This window comes from Acidobacteriota bacterium, assembly GCA_028875575.1.
In the GTDB taxonomy this organism is placed as follows: domain Bacteria; phylum Acidobacteriota; class Terriglobia; order Versatilivoradales; family Versatilivoraceae; genus Versatilivorator.
In genome coordinates this window covers 35,259-57,322 of record JAPPDF010000043.1, presented here as the reverse complement: position 1 = coordinate 57,322, position 22,064 = coordinate 35,259, and the positions used below count along the sequence as shown (strand labels likewise).

The 22,064-nt window shown below is 63.2% G+C and carries 15 protein-coding genes; 10 read left to right on the top strand and 5 right to left on the bottom strand.

The window, feature by feature from the left end; genetic code table 11:
- Positions 1–250: 250 nt before the first annotated feature.
- From OXI69_06855 to OXI69_06845, 3 genes are all read right to left on the bottom strand, one after another.
- Complete coding sequence (locus OXI69_06855) at positions 251–1,432, bottom strand: M20/M25/M40 family metallo-hydrolase (GenBank protein MDE2665852.1); 1,182 nt, start codon at positions 1,430–1,432, stop codon at positions 251–253.
- Between the two features lie 275 nt (positions 1,433–1,707).
- Positions 1,708–2,775, bottom strand: coding sequence for a hypothetical protein (locus OXI69_06850; GenBank protein MDE2665851.1), 1,068 nt, complete (start codon positions 2,773–2,775; stop codon positions 1,708–1,710).
- A gap of 30 nt (positions 2,776–2,805) precedes the next feature.
- Positions 2,806–5,601: a VCBS repeat-containing protein gene (locus tag OXI69_06845; protein ID MDE2665850.1), complete on the bottom strand. Its 2,796-nt coding sequence runs from the start codon at positions 5,599–5,601 to the stop codon at positions 2,806–2,808.
- Positions 5,602–5,872: 271 nt separating this feature from the next.
- On the opposite strand from OXI69_06845, the gene menC reads away from it, so the two are divergent.
- From menC to OXI69_06830, 3 genes are all read left to right on the top strand, one after another.
- On the top strand, positions 5,873–6,979 hold the full coding sequence (gene menC, locus OXI69_06840) for an o-succinylbenzoate synthase (protein MDE2665849.1): 1,107 nt from the start codon (positions 5,873–5,875) through the stop codon (positions 6,977–6,979).
- 38 nt (positions 6,980–7,017) lie between these two features.
- Positions 7,018–7,962 (top strand): phytanoyl-CoA dioxygenase family protein, encoded by a 945-nt coding sequence (locus OXI69_06835; protein ID MDE2665848.1) that lies wholly within the window; start codon positions 7,018–7,020, stop codon positions 7,960–7,962.
- Positions 7,963–8,316: 354 nt separating this feature from the next.
- Positions 8,317–9,120 (top strand): aldolase/citrate lyase family protein, encoded by an 804-nt coding sequence (locus OXI69_06830; protein MDE2665847.1) that lies wholly within the window; start codon positions 8,317–8,319, stop codon positions 9,118–9,120.
- Between the two features lie 317 nt (positions 9,121–9,437).
- Here the strand turns inward: OXI69_06830 and OXI69_06825 are convergent, their stop codons facing one another.
- Together OXI69_06825 and OXI69_06820 are read right to left on the bottom strand one after the other, a co-directional pair.
- Complete coding sequence (locus OXI69_06825; GenBank protein ID MDE2665846.1) at positions 9,438–11,366, bottom strand: ankyrin repeat domain-containing protein; 1,929 nt, start codon at positions 11,364–11,366, stop codon at positions 9,438–9,440.
- Positions 11,367–11,401: 35 nt separating this feature from the next.
- Positions 11,402–12,631 carry an ankyrin repeat domain-containing protein gene (locus tag OXI69_06820; protein MDE2665845.1) on the bottom strand — a complete coding sequence of 410 codons (1,230 nt, stop codon included), beginning with the start codon at positions 12,629–12,631 and terminating at the stop codon, positions 11,402–11,404.
- 351 nt (positions 12,632–12,982) lie between these two features.
- Between OXI69_06820 and OXI69_06815 the strand changes: the two genes are divergently transcribed.
- The 7 genes from OXI69_06815 (at position 12,983) to solA (ending at position 21,818) form a co-directional block, all read left to right on the top strand.
- Positions 12,983–13,408, top strand: coding sequence for a GntR family transcriptional regulator (locus tag OXI69_06815; GenBank protein MDE2665844.1), 426 nt, complete (start codon positions 12,983–12,985; stop codon positions 13,406–13,408).
- Positions 13,405–14,310 carry an ABC transporter ATP-binding protein gene (locus tag OXI69_06810; protein ID MDE2665843.1) on the top strand — a complete coding sequence of 302 codons (906 nt, stop codon included), beginning with the start codon at positions 13,405–13,407 and terminating at the stop codon, positions 14,308–14,310. The genes OXI69_06815 and OXI69_06810 overlap by 4 nt, the downstream gene beginning before the upstream one ends.
- Positions 14,311–14,320: 10 nt before the next feature.
- The gene (locus OXI69_06805) at positions 14,321–16,132 is read left to right on the top strand and encodes a hypothetical protein (protein ID MDE2665842.1); all 1,812 of its coding nucleotides are present in this window, start codon (positions 14,321–14,323) and stop codon (positions 16,130–16,132) included.
- Positions 16,133–16,254: 122 nt separating this feature from the next.
- Positions 16,255–18,000 carry a hypothetical protein gene (locus OXI69_06800; GenBank protein ID MDE2665841.1) on the top strand — a complete coding sequence of 582 codons (1,746 nt, stop codon included), beginning with the start codon at positions 16,255–16,257 and terminating at the stop codon, positions 17,998–18,000.
- 328 nt (positions 18,001–18,328) lie between these two features.
- A complete protein-coding gene (locus OXI69_06795) occupies positions 18,329–19,498 on the top strand; it encodes a pyridoxal phosphate-dependent aminotransferase (GenBank protein MDE2665840.1) in 1,170 nt (389 codons plus the stop codon).
- Positions 19,474–20,454 carry an ornithine cyclodeaminase family protein gene (locus OXI69_06790; protein MDE2665839.1) on the top strand — a complete coding sequence of 327 codons (981 nt, stop codon included), beginning with the start codon at positions 19,474–19,476 and terminating at the stop codon, positions 20,452–20,454. Before OXI69_06795 ends, OXI69_06790 begins: the two co-directional genes overlap by 25 nt.
- Before the next feature lie 221 nt (positions 20,455–20,675).
- Entirely contained in the window at positions 20,676–21,818 is a 1,143-nt protein-coding gene (gene solA, locus OXI69_06785) for an N-methyl-L-tryptophan oxidase (protein MDE2665838.1), read from the top strand.
- Positions 21,819–22,064: the final 246 nt, after the last annotated feature.

The following is a 22,064-nucleotide window of genomic DNA, read 5'->3' as shown; positions in this document are numbered from 1 at the left end:
GATTATCCGCCAAAGGTCCTTCTCAGAACGGTACAGGAGTCGGTGAGACAAGGGCTCCGCCCGCAGTCGAACCGGTGGGGGGGACGGAATGAGCAAGGTCGTCAGATAGGACGCCCCGCTCGCAGTCGAACCAGAGGGGGCCAACGCCGACCTCACACAGAGAAACGCAGGCTTGTCTGAAACCACCCGGTTTCATCCTGTATGATCCGCCCCGTCGTCTGGGGCGGGGGCAGGGGCCAACCACCAACCCCTAACAATAGGCCGCGGCCGTCAGGGCATAGACCCGGGCCACGCGGACAAGTTCGTCGAGCGTGACCGTCTCGCTGACGGTGTGGGCGCCGTGAGCCAGGGGGCCGTGGGTCAAGGCGGGAATGCCGGCCCGGTTGCAGAAGGCGTTGCCGTCGTCCACAAAGGGCTTGCCTCCGAGGGGCAGGGGCTTTCCGGCGGCGGCCGTGTGGGCCGACTGAAGCGCCGAAACCAGGGGATCGGCGGGGTCGATGCGAAAGGCTTCGGCCATGAAGAGGTAGTTGGCCGAGATTCGGGTCCGGGTTTCACGCGCCAAGTCCTGCAATCGCCGGTGAAAGTCGGCCTCCACCTGCTCGCCCGAGCCCGGAGTCACCCAGCGCCGGATGCCGTTGAGGCGGCATTCCCGGGGGGACTGGTTATAGATCTCGCCCGCCTGGATCTTGCCGATGAAGACCGAGTCGTTCCCGGCGTAGAGATCCCGCTGTTGCTCCAGCTCCTGATGCCAGCGGGCAAAGCGGGCGGCCAGCTCCACCCCGGTCCCCAGCACGTCGGGCAATCCCTCCGGGCGCAGCACCTCGTGCACCGGCGGTTCCTCCCGGCTGACGGTGATTTCGAAGATGCCCGACCCCCGTCCTGCCAGGGGCAGCCGATCCCCCAGGTACTCCGGAAGCAGTACTCCGTCTCCCGTGTAGCCGGCATCGATCAGGGCTCGCACCTGGCGGCCGTCCCCCCAGGGGCCCTCGTGGTGGTCGTGGGCGGTCAGCAGGATGCCTCCGCCCGACAGGGCTCCGGTTTCCCGGAGGACCCGCAGAGCCTCCACGAAGGCGGCAATGCCCCCTTTCATATCGGAGGCGCCGGAGCCGTGCAGCACGCCCTGCTCGAAGCGGGGAGGCACAAAGGGCAGGTGGACCGTATCCAGGTGTCCGTCGAACTGCAGGGTGCGGCCGGGCTTGCCGCTGTCGAGACGCGTGACCACCGCCGGGGAATCGGGCCAATCGGCGACCGGGCGTTCCACCTTGAATCCCTCCTCCCCAAGAATGGCGGCAAGTCGGTCGGCCGCGGCGCCGGCGCTCCGGGTGCGGCTGGGCACCTCCACCAGGGCCGTGGCCGTCTGCAGGAGGCGCTCCGGATTGACGGACGCCAGTAGCGTCTCGGTTATTGAGGAGGGCAGGGTGTTAGGGGCCATATTCTTTTCTTCGTGTCCCTTCGTGGAAATCTTGTTTGTATGAACTTTCGGCATAATTTGTAGCGGGACAGGTCATCTTGCCGGCAGTCCTGAGGTTCTGCGTTTGTCAATATCGGGTGCGTCCTGGTGAAAAAGGCTGTCTAACCACAAAAAGCACAAAAGGCACAAATTGTGTTTTTGTGCCTTTTGTGGCCATTCCGGGCAAACGTTCCGCTGGCGAATATTGCAAGAGGCTCGTATTTCATTCCGTTTGGTGGATTGACGGCCCCCAGCGGCTATTCCGGCCGGAACTCCCCGATGAAGGTCCATTCCGACCGCCGCCGGAAAGATTCGATCTTGTTTTCTCCTCCGGCGCCGATGATGCGGCCGTCGAGCAGGGCAAACTTGTCCACGAAGGCTTCTTCGGGCAGGGGTGTCAGCCGGCTGTACTCCAGGCTCTGCAGGTCGAGCTGCCACACCGTTTTGGCAAAGCTCATGAAGAGGATTCTCCCCGGAATGTGAAGCGGAACCAGCGGCCTGGCCTCCAGGGTTTCGTCGGGCAGGGGAGGGAGTTCCTCCCAGAGGTCCTGCTTGAGGTCGTAGTGAAGGGCCTGGTTGAACCGGAGGGGCGGCGCCCCGGCCTCGGGGGTGTCGACGCCGCCGAACAACCAGAAGCTCTCCCCGTCACCCTCGGCCGCGAACAGCCACCGCTTGCCCCCGGGATAGGGCGACAGCTCCCGCCAGCCCTTGTCGGGCGCGGCCGTGTCCAGGACGCTCAAGCTGTTGGTGGCCGTCTTGGAGGTGCAGCAGGTGCCTGCCTCGTCGGTGGGTTCGAAGCGCTCCACGCCGCCCAGCAGATAGAGGGAAGACCCGGAACTGCCGGCCCATCCGAACAGGCGGGTCCGGGGCAGCTCGCCGAAGACCTCCCACTGATATTCGTCACCCTGCCTGGACAGCCTCAGGATCTTTCGGATCTCCTGCTTGCCGTCGAAGCCGCCCAGAACGTAGAGTCGGTTTTCCACCACGGCGTAGGCCGAGTAGCCGAAGGGGAAGGGGGCATCCGGCAGCCTCTCCCAGCTCTCGGTTTCGGGATCGAAGGCGTGGGTGCTGGCCGAGAAGATCTTTTGGGTCCAGTTGCCCTTCTCTCCCTCCCACCAGGTGCCGCCCGCAATGACGAACCTGCCGTCCAGCAGGCCGGCGGCATGGCCGGCCCGCGGCTCGGGAAGGGGCGTGGATTTCCTCCAGTGGAGCTTGGCCCCGGGAGCCGTCGGGTCCGAGGCGGGAGCGCACCCCGTAGCGGAGCAGAGGACCGCCAGCCCGACCAGAAACGGGATCGCTCCGCCCAATCGCCTGCTTTCGTTCATGGTGACACCCTTTCAGCCGCGCAGTCGCGGTTACTTCAGTTGGATCTCGACCCGGTCCAGGACCGGAAAGAGGTCTCCGTTGCCAGATTCCAGCACCGCCCGGTACTGCAGGCGCCGGTCCGCGGGACTTAGATCGAAGACTCCATCCCTCAGCGAGCGCCAGGCCTGGTCGGCCAGACCCTTTGAGTCGGCGGAGGAGCGGACCTGGAAGCTCAGTCCGGTTCCCTTGGGCTGCTCGGCCAGGAAGGTCAGCCGGCCCGCCGAGACCTCCCGGTCCCAGGCGAAAACCGAGGAGCCGTAGACCTGTTTCCACTGGCGGTGGTGGATGTGGCCCACGTCCTGAATCCACATCCAGTGGGTGCCGATGGTGGGCAAGTGCTCCACCCGCGGATTACGGAAGCGGTTTCCGTCGTTGTAGAAGACCTTGGAGTCAGTGTGGTGGTTCCCGTCCCGGGTGTGGCAGGAGACAGCCAGGTCCAGGCGTCCGTCCTGGTCGAAGTCGCCGGCCATGGAGTCGTGGGCCGAATCGGTGATGAGGATGGTGCGGTTGCGGGTTTCAAACCCCTGGGGGCCTCCCCAGTAGAGGTAGGAGGCCACCGATTCACGGGTCAGCTCCCCCAGGTAGTGAGGCGAGAACAGGTCCAGGTAGCCGTCGCCGTCGAAATCGGCCGCTGCTATGCCGATGGGAGTGAAGCCGGGAAGCCACTGGGCGTTGGAGGGTCGGAATTCCCCACGGTCTCCCCAGAAGATGGAGAGTCCCATGTCGTGGTGGTGGGACACCGGGTCACTGTAGCTGCCCACAGCCAAATCCAGTTGCCCGTCCCCGTTGAAATCGGCGGTTTCCAGGCTGATGGGAAAGGGAATGCGGAGCTGGCTGCGGCGCTCCGGCGAAAACCCTTCGGGGCCGCCCCACAGGATGTGGAGGCGGTTCTGCTGGGAGGAGACGAAGGCGGTGTCCAGCCAGTCGTCCCCGTTCAGATCGGCGACCAGGCTGCCGACGGTGCGATAGTCGAAGGGCAGCGCCAGCCGGTCGGCCGGGAGAAAACCGTCTTTGGATCCGTAGCGGATCACCAGGAAATTCTTTCCCTTCTTGGCTTCGAAAGCGCCCAGGACCAGGTCCAGGTAGCCGTCACGGTTGAGGTCGGCCACGTTGCTGGAACCCAGGTTGCGCTCCCGCACCACGGTTCGGCGTTCTTCCAGGTCGAAGCCGCCGGGGCCGCCCCACAGGATATTGGCTCCAGCGGTGGGATCCATTGCGGCGGCCTCGCCCGCATGCTGGGAGTTCAGGACGATCAGGTCCGGGTAGCCGTCGCGGTTGAGGTCGGCGGCGCTGGCTTCATAACCGCTCTGGAAGGGAATTTCCCAACGGTTGGAAGCGGAAAAGCCCCCGGAGCCGCCCCAGTAGACGTACAGCGGCACCCGCTCGGCCACGCTGCCTCCCAGGCTGTTGCAGAAGAGAACCCGGCCCGGCAGGGAGCCGCGCGGAGGAACGATGGCCGTGTCGGTGGCGCCGACGGTCCGAAGGGTCAGGGGATGCTGGTCCAGCACGCTGCTGCCGGTCCCAAGGAACACCAGTGAATCTGTCTCGAACTGTTTCGAGCTCTGATGGACCGCCACAGACAGGTCCTGGTGGCCGTCTCCGTCCAGGTCTCCCACCGCGCTGGACCGGGCGTAGGCAATGGCCAGGCCGGTGGAGCGGCCGGAGTCGAACCCGTCCGTCGATCCCCAGAGAATTTGGATGGGCTCGGCCACGCTTTCGGAAGCTCCGGCGGCTTCACCCCCTCCGGCGCGGGCCAGGGTAAAGTCGGTCAGCACCAGGTCCGGATGCCCGTCGCCGTTGAGATAGCCCACGGCAATGTGGGAGGCGTTGGGAGCGGCCCAGGCGCCGGGCTCTCCCCAGCCGGTTCCGGCTCTTCCGCCCACGAAGTAGACTTTGCCCCGATCGGTCCCCACCAGCAGGTCGATTCGGGAATCGCCGTCGGCGTCGGCGGCCGTGAGGCACAGGCCCTCATCGCCCGGGAGCACCACCTCCTGTCGGATCAGTTCCCGGGTCGCCCCCGGGGCCCCTCCACGGACCACCTCCACCACCCCGCGTCCGCTCAGCAGGGCCGCTTCCTTGAATCCGTCGCCGTCGAAGTCGCCGGCAGCCAGGTCCAGGGCCTGGGGGATGCCGAGTTCGCTGGTGTCGGTGAGGAGGAATCCTTCCGGGCTGCCCCAGAAGATTCTCAGGATGTTCCCCTCGGGCTGACCGGGAAGCCAGGCGGCCTGGTTGAGGGTGACGATGTCGGGCCAACCGTCCCGGTCCAGGTCGGCCGCTGCCACCGCCAGCGCGCCGTAGACCGGCAGTTGGCCGTGGCTTCGCCGGTTGGACCAGCCGTCCTTAGCCCCCCACAGGATGGTGAGCAGTCGTCTCGGATTCTGGAGGCCACTGCGGTTGGGGCAGAAGACAGCGTCCAGGTGGCCGTCGCGGTTCAGATCCTCCAGCACCACCCGGAGGCTGCCCTCCACCGCCAGTTCGGCCCGCCGAACCCGGCGTGAGGGTTCCAACAGGCCCAGCGTGGCCGGAATGTAGGTGGAGTTGTCGTGGGTACTGTTGAAGATCAGGTCCAGATACCCGTCCCGGTTGAGATCGAAGCGGTGGATGGTACGCAGGGCGCCGTCCCGGCTGACGTAGAGGTTCTGTCCGGCCGCGTCCAACTTCCCGTCGGCAAAGTCCTCGAAGGAATCCTCCACCCAGAGGATGGGTTCTCCGGCCCGCAGGGCGACTGAAGTGAGGGCCAGAGTCAAAATGGCGGCGGCCGCAGCGGCTCGCGTGGCGAATTTCATGGGTCCTGGGCCTCCAGTGAGAACGGGTCCTCCGTAGGGGATGGTCCTTCGAGAGCGGCCACCGGGACGTTCCGGAGGGGCCGTTGCACGGATTCCCCTTGGGAGGATCGAATGGGGGTCAGATGCAGGTTGTAAATCGCGCACAGAATACTGTATTTTGACCTCGAGTCAAGGGATTTGCCCCTTTTCGCGGTGAGGGTTGCCAGCCCCTCCAGAGACCTTATTCGGGGCCGTTCAGCCTGTGCCCCAGTCCCTCTTTTCCTGGAGATCCATGAAAATCGAGGCCATCGAACTCCACCGGGTAGCCATGCCGGTGATCTACCCCTTCCGCACGGCCTATGGCGACGGGCACGTGATCGAAAGCGTGCTGGTCAGGATGTCGGCCGAGGGGGTGGAGGGCTGGGGGGAGACGACTCCCTGGGAATCGCCCCTCTATTCCCCGGAGTGGGCCGGAGGGGTCTTCGCCCTGATTCGGGACTGGCTGGCGCCCCGGCTTCTGGGGCAGGAGATCGATTCGGGAGAGGCCCTGCAGCAGCAACTGGCGCCCTTCAAGGCCAACCCCTTTGCCAAGGCCGGCCTGGATATGGCCTGGTGGGACCTGGAAGCCAGGAGGCGGGAAATGCCGCTCTGGAAAGTGTTGGGCGGACGGGGCGACACCATCGAGGTGGGGGCCGACTTCGGGGTGATGGACACCATCCCCGAGCTGTTGGACACCATCGGCGGCGCGGTCGAGGCCGGCTTTCCCAGGGTCAAGCTCAAGTTCAGGCCCGGCTGGGACGTGGAGATGGTTAGAAGCGTGCGCGAGACTTTTCCGGGGTTGGTGATGCATGTGGACTGCAACAGCGGCTATCGCCTCCAGGACCTGCCCGTTTTCGAGGCTCTGGACTCGCTGGGGCTGGCAATGATCGAGCAGCCGCTGAGACACGACGATCTGCTGGATCATGCCGAGTTGCAGCGGCGCCTGAATACCCCGCTGTGTCTGGATGAGAGCATCGTTTCGCTGGAACGCACCCGCCAGGCCATCGATCTTGGCTCCTGCGGCTGGATCAACCTGAAGCCCGCGCGCGTGGGTGGATTGACCCCGGCGATTCAAATACTGCGAGAAGCCGAGAAGGGCGGTATTCCCTGTTGGGTCGGGGGGATGCTGGAATCGGCGGTGGGGTCCTGTCACTGCATTGCCCTGGCCACCCTTCCCAACATCGGCTATCCCGCCGACATCTTCCCCTCCAGCCGGTTCTACCGCAAAGACCTTTCGGTTCCGGAAATCGAGCTTTCCGCGCCCGGGCAAATCCGAGCCCTGCCGGGGCCGGGGATCGGGTGCGTTCCCGACCGGGGCGAGCTGGAGAGGTTGGTGGTGGAGTCCTGTCGGCTGGGTTGAGTGTCAGCCCGGTCGCCGGCAAACGAAGGAAGAGTTTCATGAACAGTCCCGATCTCCGAGTGGTTCTGGAGCCCGAAATACCCGATTACGATCCCGAACTGTACCGATACCAGAGGGTGGCCGAGGGAATCACCGGTTTCGAATCCGTCAGTCAGGAGGAGATGGTCCTCTTTGGGCAACGCGGGTACCTGGTCGTACACGGGGCTTTTTCGACGGCCCGGATTGAGGCGGCCAGGCAGGAGCTCTATCGATTGGGGACCAGCCCGCGGCCGGATTGCGAGTCGGTCTATTTCGAGGGTGCGGTCAGGCAGCAGTTGCCGGCTCTGAAGGGGAAGTCCGTCGCCGCGCCCAAAGGCCGTCGATTCGTCGATCTGGCCCTGGGGCACACCGGGAGACGGCTGCCGCCGCTCGATCCGGCAACCCGGATGCGCTTTGTCCGCAAGTTCATGGGATTCACCCGGGAGGAGAACCCGGCCCTCAAGGCCCTGGCGGAGGATCCCTCTCTCATCCGGGTGGCAGGCCGGATTCTGGGAGGGAAGCCGGGACTCTACCAGGATATGGCGCTGATCAAGCCTCCCGGCGGCAGGGAGAAACCGTGGCACCAGGATCGCGCCTACTTCAACCTCACGCAGACCACCCGCATCCTGGGCGTCTGGATCGCCCTGGACGAGGCTACTCCCGAAAACGGCTGCATGCAGGTGGTCGAGGGGGGGCATCGACAAGGCCCCCGGGTGCACTTCATGAGGCGTGACTGGCAGATCTGCGACAGCGAGGTGGCGCGGCTCCCCCGGGTGGCGATTCCCATGGGGGCCGGCGGGTGCCTGTTGTTCGATGCGCTCCTGCCTCACGGGACTCCCGCCAACCGCACCGACCGGCAGCGCTGGGCCGTGCAGTACCACTACGTGGCGCCGGACAGCCGGGAGACCGGTGACGAGGATCGCCTGTCCGTGTTCGGATCCGAGGGCAAGGGTGTGACCTGCTGATCCACGAATGAACACCAATAAACGGATTGATGAATTGAGCTTTTTGCAAAATTCGTAGCGGGGCAGCGTGGTTTTGCCGGCAAACCTGAGGTTCTGCCTTTTCAAAATCGGGTGCGACCTGGCGAAAAATGCTGTCTAACCACAATAAGCACAAAAGGCACAATTTGTGTTTTTGTGCCTTTTGTGGTCATTCCAGGCAAACGTCCCGCTGCCGAATTTGCAACGGGCTCAAGGGAGTAACAGATTAATCTGCGAAGGGATTCCAAGCGGTTGGAAAAGATTGGAGAAGGGGAACCTGAAGGGGCACGAAGAACGACACCAACAAGAAATGGATATCAAGGAAAGGCAACGTCGATGAAAGTCAATCTGGCTCGCAAGAAGCTGCTTGAAGGGGGCATCATTTCCGGCCCCTCCCTCTACTATCCCTCGCCCGAGATCGCCGAGGAAGCCGTTCAGCACGGATTCGACTTCGTGTGGATCGACTGGCAGCACGGGGCTTGGTCGGAGTCGAGCATCAACGCCTCCATGGCGCCCTTCGTCCACCGGGACACCGTTCCGCTGGTGCGGCCGCTGGGGCCCGATCCGGCCTGGATCGGGAAGGTGCTGGACCTGGGGGCCCTGGGGGTCATCATTCCCATGGTAGAGACGGCCGAGCAGTGCGAGAGCATCGTGCGGGCGGCCAAGTTCCCTCCCAGGGGAAACCGCTCGGCCACCGGTCTGCGGACCGCCTACCACGCCGGCCACAGCTATTTCGACTACACCGAGAACGCCAACGACCAGATCCTGACGGTGGTGATGGTGGAGACGCCCACCGGGGTCCGGAACGTGAGGGAGATGATGGCGGTGCCCGACGTGGACTGCGTGCTGATCGGTCCCTACGACCTGGAGCGGGCGGTGGGGGCCGAATCCCTGGGCGGGCAGCCGACGCGGGAGTTCAGGCCCTCGGAGGAGGCCGAGGCGCTGGTGCGGGAGGTGTTGAAGGCTTCCGGAGAGACCGGTGTGGCCGCGGGATACGTCACCAACAGCCCGAGCGAAGCGGAAGAGCGGGCCGCCGAGGGATTCCGCATGGTCTGCCCCGGCCACGACATCACCGACATGATCGAGGCCTTCAAGCGCATGAAGCGCTGCTCAGACGGGCTCGACCGGTTCCTGCCCTGAAGGGGATGTCCCCGGCTCGCACGAATAAACACGATCACCGATGGACCTCCTTGGCTGCGATGACGTCAGGGGATGAAGTCCACCCGCGAGCGCGGGTGGCGCCTCCGCCCATCACTCTTGCGCCTCAAGGGGCACACGCCGGCCTACCGGGCCGCGCCCGTGCTGATGCGGCAGATCCGTCACGCTTGGTGACCCTTCTTTGTCCTTCGTGTCCCTTCGTGGATCACCCCTTTTTCACTGGTTTCAGGTAACTCCTCCTCAGTCGGGACGCCCGCTGTTCGGGCAACCCTCCGTGCCATGGCAAGGCCTGCCAATGTTCACCGCGCCGCCTTCAACTTTCGGTAGGCCGCAGTCCCCTTGAGCCCGCGGTTGCCCTCGGCGAGGTCCACAGGCGTCTTGCCTTCCTTGTCCTGAGCCTTGGGATCCGCTCCCGCCTCCAGCAGAAACGACACAATTGACGGGTCGAAATTGGAATCGGCGGCGAGGTGAAGGGGGGTTCGGCCGCGAGCGGGCTCGCGTGCGTTGAGGTCGGCGCCGGCCTCCAGCAGGGCGCCGATGATCTCGGGGTTCTGGTTGAGTTGGGCCGCCATGTGGAGGGGGGTGTTGCCATGTTTATCCGGAGCTATCGGATCTGCGCCCCGCTCGATCAGGACATTGATGACCTCGGGATTGCTGTTGGATCCGGCCGCCCAGTGCAGGGGGGTCCAACCGTGCTCATCCTCCAGGTTCAGGTCGGCGCCTTGCTCTAGCAGGAAAGCAAAAAAGTCAGGATTGGTGTTGGACCTGGCAGCCCGATGCAGCAGGGTTCGTCCACGGCGATCCCGTTCGTGTACGTTGAGCGTCATCCCCTCCTTGACCAAAGCAGCCATGATGTCCGGATTGGTGTTGGACGCGGCTGCCGCTTGCAAGGGGGTGGAGCCGTATCTGTCCCTGGCCTCGGGATCGGCGCCCGCCTTGACCAGGGCGGCGATTACGGCGGGATTGGTGTTGGACGCGGCTGCCGAATGGAGTGGAGTCCCGCCCCCATCCGTCCCGGCATTGGGGTCGGCGCCCCCCTTGAGCAGTTCGGCGATGTTGGCAAGATTGGCGGCAGCCTTGGTCTTGGCCGCATTCCTGCCGGCCTGGGTCAACTTGGCGACGATCTCGGGATCGTTGCTGGATTTGGCGATGTCAGGCTCGGAGAACACCTTGGCCAGTGCGAACCAGTAGGAAGGATCCGTCAACTGGGCGAGGGCCGATGGGTCCTCCAACATCTCGATTGTTTCAGCGATCTCTTCGGGACGGTCCCTGAAGACGCGCAGCATGTGCTTGGCCTGCATCTCGGCCGCCTCGTCGATCCTGTCAGGTCTATGGGAATAAGCCCTGGCCGCCTCATGCAGGGGAGCGTGCCCATATTGGTTCTTGGCATTGGGGTCGGCACCGGCCCGGATCAGTGCGGCGATGACCTGGGGATTGTCGTTGTACCCGGCCGCTTTGTGCAGGGGAGCCGCGCCGGTTTCATCCCGCGCATCGGGATCGGCGCCCGCCTTTGCCAGGACGGAGGTGAATTCGACATTTTCGTTGTGCATGGCCGCCTGGTGCAGGGGGGTAGAGCCGTCCTCATCCTGAGCCTTGGGGTCTACTCCGGCCTTCAACAGGGCTGTGACGACGTCAACCCTGCTGGCGGCCGAGGCCGCCGTGTGCAGGGGCGTCTGCCCGTCTTCATCCCGAACCCCGGGGTCGGCGCCGGCCTCCACCAGTGCGGCGATGACAGCGGGATTCTCGGCGCCGAACCAGGCTGCATTGAACAGGGGAGTCTTTCCACTTGAATCCCGAGCGTTGGGATCGGCGCCTGCATCGATCAATGCCGAGATGATTTCAGGACTGCCGGTTTCCATGCTGGCGGCGGCAGACAGGGCGGCTCCATGCAAGGGGGTCCAACCGAGTTCTGCCCGAGCATTGGGGTCGGCACCTGCCCGGACCAGCACGGCAACCAGGGAGGGATTGGCGTTTGCCCGGGCGATATGGTGCAAGGGAGTCCGGCCGTCTACATCCCGGGCCTCGGGATCGGCGCCGTTTTGGAGACAGGTGGTGACGTCCTCGAGCGAGGCCGATTCGAAGAATTTGTGCGTGTTCCAATGAGTGCAGCTATCGCCGATTTCTTCGCCCGAGGCAGCTACTGGAATTGCCGCAATGCCCGTAAATCCCCCCAGGATACCAATGAGCATCCGAGCGATCCATCGAGGTCCACTCCCTCTACACTTCATGGTTCCTCCCGATTCAAAGTTGAGTCCTGCAGCCATCACGGCCCTTGGGTCAAGCGGCCGTAAATGTCGGTGTCCTTGAGCTGGTCGTTTTCTTCCAAGAGGCTCACCGGCGTACGGCCCAGCTCGTCTTGCGCCCGCGGATCGGCGCCCGCCTCCAGCAACAGGGTGATCACCTCGGGATTACCGTTGGACTGCGCGGCCTCGTGCAGGGGTGTCTGGCCCCGCTCGTTCCTGGCCTTTGGGTCAGCACCCGCCTCGAGCAGAACAGAGATGATGGCGGGATCGTAGTTGTATCCGGACGCCGTGTGCAGGGGGGTTGATCCATTTTCATCCCGTGCATTGGGATCGGCCCCCTTCTCCAACAGGGCTGCCAGGATTTGGGGATTGGTGCTGTGCAAAGCGGCCCTGTGCAGCGGAGTATCGCCATCCTCGTCGCGCGCATTTGGGTCGGCGCCCGCCTCGATCAGGGCGGTCACCGTTTTAGGATGAGTGCGGGTCGGGGCTACCTGGTGCAGGGGAGTCTGCCCGTCTTCATCCCGTGCGTTGGGATCGGCTCCCGCCTTCACCAAGGTGGCTATGACCTGAGAATAGTCGTTTCCGTAACTGCCTACCATGTACAGGGGAGTCCGGCCGCCTTCATCCTGAGCGTTGGGGTCGGCCCCGGCCTTGAGCAACAGGGTCAGAACTTCGAGGTTGGGATTGCGCTGGGCGGCCCAATGCAGGGGCGTGGAACCGTGGTTGCCTCTCTCGTTGGGGTCGGCGCCGGCCTTGAGCAGGACGGTGAGGATGTCGGGATTGACGTTGGACCTGGCCGCCCTTTCCAAGGGCACTCGACCATAGGGGCCGCCTCCCCGGGCCGTGGGATCGGCTCCGGCGTCGACCAAAACGGCAATGATTTCAGGATTGACGTTGAAGGCTGCCGCCACCTCCAGCGGGGCCACTTCCCGCTTGTCCAACGCCGTGGGATCGGCGCCGGCGGTTACCAGAGCGGTGATGACGCCCGGGTCTGGGCTGTAGCCGGCCGCGGTATGCAGGGCCGTCTGTCCATACTGGTTGAATTCCCGGAGGTCTGCGCCCTGCTTCATGCATATGGCCACCTCCTCGACAGTAGCGACCTGGAAAAACTCCTTGGTGTTCCACTGGTCGCAGCTTGCGCTTCCCTCGGCAGCCGCCTGGGCGGCCGTAGCAGCCGGTGCTGATAGTGCGCCCATCGCCAGCATGAGGAGCAAAGCGACCTGCCGAATCGCTATCGCCATTGGTTTCATCACGCCTCCGGACGGCCGAGCCCGCGGTAACGGATCCGTCCCCTGTTTGCTTGCCGGATCTCCGGCGGCTGGCTGCTTGCCGCTGTCGGAACGGTCGTTGAGCTTCATGAAGAGGACGTTCTATATATCGATTATAGCCGGTCTCCAGGTTGCACCCCGGAGGAAAATCGACGCCGGGCCAGCGCAGCGGCAGTCAGAGACTGCCGGAATTCCCGAGGATCGCAACTCCCCGGGGCGGCCGACGGTGCCGAGCGCCGCGAACCCGAGCTCGCTGTTGTCGCCGGTCCGACCATCAGGGAATATTTCAAAATATTCCTTGACATTATGTGTACTAGCATCCATAGTACACATATGTTGCCATTCACCGTACAGTTCCGAACGGGCCTGTCGATCTACCAGCAACTGGTCTACGCCGTCCAGAAGGCCATCATCTCGGGCCAGTTGCTCCCGGGAGACCGTTTCCCTTCGGTCCGCAAGCTGAGCCAGGAGCTGCGGATCAATCCCAACACGGCCCAGAAGGTGGTGACGCGGTTGGTGGACCAGGGACTGCTGGAGGTCAAGCCGGGAGTCGGCACCATGGTGGCCCGCCTGCCGGAAGCCTCCCCGCGGGAGCGCTCGGCGCTGCTGGAGCAGGAAGCGGAAGCACTGGTCGTAGAGGCCAGAAGGCTCTCGCTAACTCTGGATCAGGTCCTGGAAGCCGTTCAGGACCACTGGAACGGCCTGTCGGAAGTTTTGGTCAACGCCCGGGAGAACCCCGGCAAGGAAGGCTCGAAATGAACGCCATCATTGAGACCCACGAGCTGACGCGCCGATTCGGCAAGACAATGGCCGTGCGCAACCTGTCGCTGCAGGTCCCCGAGGGAAGCGTCTTCGCCCTTCTGGGACCCAACGGCGCCGGCAAGACCACCGTGATCAAGATGCTGATGAACATGATCCGCCCGACCAGCGGCGGGGCGCGGATGATGGGTGTCGATTCGCTGCGGCTGGGTCCGGCCCAACTGTCCCGGATCGGCTACGTTTCCGAGAACCAGCAAGTACTGGAATGGATGACGGTCCAGCAGTTGATCGACTACTGCCGCCCCATGTATCCCACCTGGGACCCGGACTTGGCGGGGCAGTTGATCCGCCAGTTCGAGCTGCCCCTGAACCGGAAGATCAAGACCTTTTCCCGGGGCATGCAGGTCAAGGCCTCCCTGCTTTCCTCGCTCTCCTACCGGCCCGAGCTGGTCATCCTGGACGAGCCCTTTACCGGCCTGGACGCGCTGGTCCGGGACGAGTTCATTCGGGGCCTGCTGGAGTTGAGCGGTCGCAGCCAATGGACCATTCTGGTGGCCTCCCACGACATCGACGAGGTGGAGCGCCTGGCCGACTGGGTGGGCGTGATCGACAGGGGCGAGAAGCGGCTGGCGGAGCCCACCGCCGCGCTGCAGGCCCGCTTCCGTCAATGCGAGGCCACCCTGGAGCCGGGTGGGGAAATGCCGGAGACCCTCCCCGATTCCTGGCTGCTGGCGGAGAGGGCGGGGCAGGTGGTTCGGTTCGTGGACAGCCGCTACCGGGAGGAAGCCGGCGACCAGGCCATTCGGAGCTCTCTGCCGGGTCTCAAGGACTTGACGGTGCGTCCCATGTCCCTTAAAGCCATCTTCATGGCGCTGGCCCGAACCTATCGGCTGTACGAATGAGAAGCGGGAAATGAACCTGACGCGACACCTCATTGCCAACGACTTTCGCTACCTGCGGCCTTATCTGAGCGTGTGGTGGGCTCTGTTGATCTTGCAGGCCGTTTTGATGGGATCTTACGCCCAATTGTTTTCCGGCGAACGGATGTGGCTATTCAGCCCGTCTTTCCTGGGGTTGCTGGTCGCAATACTCAAGCTCTGCCTGTTGACGCTGATCGTATCGGAGGCGGTACGGAAGGATGCCACCACAGGTACCACCGCCTTCTGGTTGAGCCGCCCCATTTCAAAGGGTCGGCTGCTGGCGAGCAAGTCCCTCTTCCTGGCTTTGGTTGTCTTGCTTCCAGACCTTCTGGTGCAGGTCGTTTTGCTCCTGGTCCGTGGAGTCGCCCCGGAGGATACCGTCCGCTCTATTCCACAGATCGTCCTTCTGACCCTGTTCACGATCGTCGTTCTAACGATGCTGACGGTTTTAACCACCAGCCTTCCCCGACAGATCTTCTTTGGGATCGCTGCGCTGGTCGCCGTGCCGCCGCTTTGGTTCATCTTGTTTCTGCTATTTTCCACTTCTTTCTCCCTGGTCCTGAGCACTCTGCAATTTCCGAGCCAAGACGTTCCCGTTGTGATGCCTGTTCCCCCTCCCAGTTTCAGTCTGCACCTGATGGGCATGCTTCCGGTCCTTCTGGGAATAGCCGCGATGGTCGTTGTCCATCAGTATCTGACGCGACGGAGGTTGCGCAGCAGGATCCTTCTCTTCTCGGCCCTCTCCCTTGCGCTGATCTCTATAGGGTTCTGGAACCCGCATTGGCGGGGAACGGCACCCAAACTCGACACAGGGATTCTGGATCCGACCCGGGTCACGGCCTGGATCGAGGAAAAGAGTCTGATCATCGCTCCAGTCACAACTTCCCGTACGCACTTTGACCCGGCAGGAAAAAAGAGGCTGCTCCTCAAAGGCAGCATAGCGCTGGACAATCTACCTCCGGGCGTGGTTGTGCTCCCGGCTCAGATCTCCGCCAGCCTCCTCCTGCCCTCCGGAGAATCCCTGGCCCACCATGTCAGTCGTAGCGCCTATGCATTCCAGGCCATGAGTCCCATTCATTTTTCCGGTCGACCGCTTGGCGGGGATAGAGCCGAGTTGCTCAGTCAGGCGTTGGACGACGTCAAATTCCTGGACGGTGAGCATTTATTGGGAGAAGGACCTCCGGAACTGTTTGAGATCAGCAAGGATCTCTATGAGCGCTATGGAGAAGACAGATTGCAATATTCGGCCCAGGTGGATTATCTGGTGCAAAGGGACGAAATCGCCAACATACGGTTGGAAAAGGGGGCTCGTTACCATCGAGGCTCGGACCAGGTGGAGATCCTATCGATTGACCGATACTATTCGGACGGGTCAAACACCTTCCGATTCAAGATCCCCCCGAGTGAACGACTCGATCCGAACGGCTTGATCATCCGCTTCAGGGAGTTTACCCATTGGCTCCCTGTGGACGACCGGAACACCTTTACCTATCTCTTGATCAACCCGTCCCGGCGGGAAGGGATATTCGGCCTGAAAGGCCGTCGTGGAGGGAGTTCCCTTCGGATTCCTCCCTTGATGTCAATGGTCTTCCCGATGCTGAAGGTTGAACAGGGGCGACTGAATTTCGGTCCGAGGTTTGAGGGATCTCCCCTCGACCCGGCCTGGATGGACGGTGCCGAGCTGATTCGGGTTGAAACCAGGGATCTGGGTTGGTTCTCCAAGTCCATCCGCCTGGAGGACCTCGTCATGGAACGTATCGCCCGACCCGCTGCTGCACTATCACAGCCCGGGAAAGACAGCTGAACAGGAGATCGGGAGGCAGGACGCGCTCGGGATGAAGGCCTGGAGCGTGAATCCAATATTGGTATCGCCATCTTGCGGTCTTTAGCCCTGATCCGACGGTTGCAGGACGGTGGGGAACGCCAATGAACCTGACTCTTCACCTCATGGCCAACGACTTTCGTCGTTCGCACCTCCTTTTCCCGCTCATCGGCTGGTGGGGACTGGTCATCCTGCAAGGATTCTTGATCTCAACCTTTGCGCGTCTTCCTCACCATCCACCTCCGGCCGATATGATGCTCGAAGTCTCCATCACCCTGCTGGCATGGCTGGTGGCATTGCTGAAGATTGCCCTGTTGGTCTTGATCGCCTCCCAATTGGTGCAGCAGGACTCGACGGTAGGCAGCACCGCCTTCTGGTTGAGCCGTCCCATTTCCGGGAAGCGGCTCCTGGCCGGCAAGTCTCTCTTCCTGACATTAACGGTGATTCTTCCCGCTTTTCTGACCGAAGTTCTGCTCCTCCTTCTCCATGGAGTCACGCTGTACGACACCGTCCGCTCCATTCCACAGATTTTGCTATTCCAGTGCCTGGTGCTGGCATTGCTCATGATGCTGGCAGCTTTGACCCGTGACCTTGCTCGTATGATTTTTCTCGGCATCCTCGGGGCTATTGGCCTGCTGCTGGTTCAATACACGTTTTTGCAGTTCCTGCGCTGGCTGGACCCCTATGTCTTTCAACCCCCAAAAAATGCAGTGATGCAGGCCATCGCCGAAGCGGTCAAAGTGGTCAGGCGGATCAGATGGGACGACTCCCTCTATTTTTCAGGCTTGATCGGGTTCTTGCTGTTCCTTCTCGTAGTGGCCGTGGTTGTTGTTTGCCATCAGTATCTGACCCAGCGGACGAAGAAGAGCATGATCCTGGCCTCGTCGGTGTTTCCCGGGGTATTGCTGTTCATGACCTTCTGGAGGTGGGACTTCTGGCCGGACGAGTATCCTCTGGCCGAGGGAATCCTGGACCCGGAGCAAGTCACGGCCCGCATCCATGAAAAGAGTCTCGAGTTGCATCGATGGCACAAGCAGGGACGTGAAGAAGGGTGGCTACTGCAAGGGGATGTCACGGTGGACAATCTACCTGCGGGCCTCGTGGTATTGCCAGGACGTTTCACCGCGAACCTCTTCTCGACATCCGGCGAAACCCTGGACCAGTATCGAGGGAGTACTTCGTACGCCTTCCGTAATCCGTCGCCGCGATTTCAGCGTTACCGTGAGATGGATTTGCACACGAAGAAAGCCGCCTTGCTGTCGCAGGCCCTTGGAGGCCTGGATTTCCTGAACTCTGAGCAATTTAGGTGGAAGCCTCATCTGGAATTGCTACGGATCAGCCAAGAGGTTCACAAATGTTATTCCGGTGACGAAATGGCCTATGAGGCAGAGATGCACTTTCTGGTCCAGAGAGACGCGATTACAAGGATGCGGCTGGAACCCGGTGTTCGCTATGATCGAGGCTCCGACCATGCAGCTATCCTTGCGGTCACCTCTCAGAATGACGCCTGGATCGTCCACCTCCGCGAGACCTCCCACAAACTAACGCTGGATGACTGGGAGGCCGTACGGTACTTCCTGGTCAACTTTTCGAGGAAAGAAGCGCTCTTCGGGCAAAGAAGCTTCGGCCCCGATTCTCTTTCCAGTTTGCTGCTGTTCTCGGATATCTACCAGATGCTGGAAATCAGACGGCCAACTCTCTCGTTCGATTTGCCTTCAGGGACTTCCCCCATCGATGCAACCTGGCTGCAAGGAGCCGAGCTGGTTCGCGTCGAGACCAGGAACCTGGGATGGTTCGCGAAGACGATCCGCATCGAGGACTTCGTCATGGATCGCATCCCGAGACCCTAACGGGGAAGAACCCCTCCTGACTTTTACCGGCCTCCCCTGGCCAGACACGCATCTCCCCAAGCAGACCAACCATGCCCCCGTCCAAAGCTGGAGCAACAGCCCCAATCCAAAAAGGCTCGACTTGGGGGACGGCTTGGGGCATTCTGGGGCGGTTGGTTACGGCAAGCCCCCTCAGGCCGCTCAACTATCACTCCCCCCTTGAGGGGGAGTCGCAGAAGCCGAGCCGGAGGCGAAGGCTGATGCGGAGGGTGGCAAACGCCCAGCCACCGGGAGAGCCGCAATAGTCGGCCCACCGGCCCATCCATTACCGGGACACTTCATTCCATCCATGACTCCATCCCTTCAGTGGAATCCCGCGCTTTCGGCGCTGCCGGTTTCGGGAATTCGCCGGATGTTCAACCTGGCGTCCACCATGGAGGAGGTCATCCACCTCTCCATCGGGCAGCCCGATTTTCCCACGCCCCCGCACATCGTCGAGGCTCACGTGGAGGCCTTGCGCCAGGACAAGACCCACTACACCCTGGATGCCGGCCTGCCGGAGCTGCTTTCCGTCCTGGCGCAAATCTATGGGAAACTCAGCGGCCGGAAACTGGTGGAGGAGAACCTGCTGGAAACCACCGGAGCCGGGGAGGCCATCTTCCTGGCGGTCACCAGCCTGGCCGCGCCGGGGCGGGAGGTGATCGTCATCGAGCCCAGCTTCGTGCTCTTCCAGCCCCTGGTGGGTCTGGCGGGCGGCAGCGTGCGGCGCATCGTCACCACTGCCGAGCAGGGCTACCAGGTGGATCCCCAGGAGGTGATCGACGCCATGGGTCCCCGGACCTGCGCCGTCATCCTCAACTCCCCCGGCAACCCCACCGGTACCGTCTATCCCGCCTCGACCCTGGAGACTATCTGTCAGGCCGCCGCCAGGCGGAGGATCACCGTGATCAGCGACGAGGTCTACGACCGCCTGGTCCTGGACGAGATGGAGTCTTCCAGCGTGTTGAACTGCGATGTGGATCTGGACCACCTGATCGTGGCCAGCAGTGTTTCCAAGACCTACAGCATGCCTGGCATGCGGGTGGGCTGGCTTATCTCCAGCCGCAGGAACCTCCAGACCTTGAGGCGCTATCACACCTATACAACCACGGTGGGAAACACGCCGGGACAGTGGGCCTCGGTGGCGGCCCTGCAGGGTGACCAGGGCTGCGTCGATCAAATGGTCGGCGAGTACCGGAAGCGCCGGGACCGCATCGTGGAGCTGCTGGAGGAGTGCCGCCACCTGCAGGGCTACCGTCCTCAGGGCGCCTTCTACATCATGCCTTCGCTGCCCGTCGGGGAGGACGGGTCGGAGTTCACGCTCAGGATGCTGCGGGAGATCCGGGTCTGCGCCATCCCGGGGGATACCTTCGGGGAATCCTGCCGCAACGGCCTGCGGTTGAGCTACGCCACCTCGCTGGAACGGATCGAGGCTGCCTTTGAAAGGATGATTCCATGGCTAGAGAAACAATCGTTCTGACTCGCGGGGAAGTGGCGGCGCAGATCGACCTGCAGGAAATCGTGCCGGCCATCGAGAAGTGCCTGTCCGCGTTCGAAAAGGGAGAGGACCTGCTACCCCCCAAGTGCATCGTGGATCTGCCCGGAGGCATCGCCGCCTGCCTGACCGGTTACACCAAGGCGACCCACATGTTCTCCATGAAGATGGGACAGGAGCGCAAGGGCAACGTCGAGCGGGGGCTGCCCACCATCTTCAGCACCATGAATCTCTACGATCCGGACACCGGCGAGCTGCTGCTCATCGTGGAATCGGTGCTGGCGACCATGTATCGCACGGCCGCGGCCGCGGCCGTGGCCGCCAAACATCTGGCCCGCCGGGAGGCGGCCGTGCTGGCGGTCATCGGCTCGGGCCAACTGGGGCGCCAGTGCGTGCGGGCCCTGAGCCGGGTTCGGCCCTTCCAGAGCATCCTGCTCTTCGATATCCGGCGAGATCAGGCCGAGCGACTGGCGGCTGACCTGGCCGAGGAGGCGCCGGCGCCTATCGAGGTGACCGATGCCGAAAGCGCCTGCCGGGAAGCCGACGTGATCTGCACCGCCACCAACAGCACCGAACCCATCGTGCGGAGCGAGTGGGTGAGGAAGGGGACCCACCTCTCCTGCATGGGGTCCGACCTGCACACCAAGATCGAATGTGAGCCGGAGCTGTTGCCGCGCTGCCGGCTCTTTGCCGACAAGGTGGAGCACTGCTTGCAGCGGGGCGAGGCCAGCCAGGCGGTGGAGCAGGGCATCCTGGGCAAGGATTGCTACGCCGGCAGCCTGGGGCAGGTCATCCTGGGCCAGGTGGAGGGCCGCCGCAGCCGGGACGAGATCACCCTCTTTGACGGGATCGGGCTGGGGGTCCAGGACACCACCGTGGCCGCCAGCATCTACGAGCAGGCGCTGGCCAAGGGTTTGGGCCGGAGAGTGGCCTTCAGCTAGGGAGGCCGTGCCTCGGGCCCACAAGCAGGCAATGGAAATCTCCACGAAGGGAATTGTTGTTGATTTCTGATTGTAGATTGGGGGGTAAGGACAACCGGTTTGGCCTCGGATCAAATCAAGAGTCTACATTCCTAAATCCACAGTTCCTGCCTCATTCGTCAACGCAGCTTCCACTCAAGCATCTAACATAGAGAAATCCGGGAACCGACAAGGCAGCGAGCATGCCAGGTTACGACGTGGCCATAATCGGCTTGGGAGCCATGGGAAGCTTCACCGCCCTGGAGCTGGCCCGCCGGGGAGCCTCGGTGATCGGCTTCGACCGGTTCTCGCCACCCCATGAGCAGGGGAGCCACGGAGGCGAGACCCGGGCCTTTCGCACCATCTACACGGAACATCCCGATTACGTGCCGCTGATGAAGCGGGCCTTGGAGCTCTGGGAGCACCTGGCTGCGGAAGACCGCCCCGAGTTGTTGACCTGGACGGGGGTGCTGAGTCTGGGAGAGTCCGACAGCCCTCTGCTCGACGGCGTCCAGCAAAGCGCCGACGTTCACGGTCTGCCGGTTCAGGTCCTGTCGGCGGATGAGGTCCGGAGCCGTTTCCCCGCCTTGAATCCCCTGGAGAACTTTGCGGGGCTGCTGGACGACCGGGCCGGTCTGATCGACGTGGCGGCCGCCCTGGGCTGCGCTCTACGGGGAGCCCGCCGCTCGGGGGCTGAGCTTCGGCTGAACCAAGAGGTGCTGGAGTGGTCGGTTGAGGGCCGGGAGGTCCAGGTAAGCACCCGCGGAGAACGCATCCGGGCCAAGCGGCTGGTGGTTGCCGCCGGCGCCTGGAGCGGCGCCATCCTGACGGCATTGAAGCTGCCGCTGGTAGTGCGGCGCCAGGTGCTGACCTGGTTCAGACCCCGCCGGCCGCAATGGTTTCAGCCCGGAGCGAGCCCCATCTTCGTCTTCGCCCCCGGCGGCTTCTATGGCTTTCCCGAGATCGCCGGCGCCGGGGTCAAGATCGCCTATCACGAGAAGGGGGATCCCCTGCCGGAATTTCCTGTCCGAATTGCGCCGCCGTCAGAAGCCGACCTGGCCCCCCTGGTGCGGGATATCGCCCGGTTTGTCCCGGGTCTGCTGGACCCCGACCGTCCCTGGCTGGACCAGATGCTGGCCGCCAGGACGTGCCTCTACACCATGACGCCCGACGGCCACTTCATCGTCGATCGCCATCCTCACTACGAGCAGGTCCTGTTCGGTGCCGGTTTTTCCGGCCACGGGTTTAAGTTCGCGCCCGTGATGGGAGAAGTCCTGGCCGACCTGGCCCTGGAGGGCAAGACCGCCCAGCCCGCCGATTTCCTGAGGCTTGAAGGGCGATTCTGAATGGGGGTGGGGGTTATTTGCCTGCTTGGCGTCTGCCCCCCTCCGCATCAGTCTTCGCCTGCGGCTTGGATTCTGCGACTCCTGACGGCCTTGGGCTGCGGGTGCCCCCTGGCTGGGACCTCGGCGTTGGCCCCCCTCCGCATCAGCCTTCGCCTATCGGCTCGGCTTCTGCGACTCCCCCTCAAGGGGGGAGTGATTCTTGAGGCCAACACAAGGCTCCCAGTAGAACTCTATCACTCCCCCCTG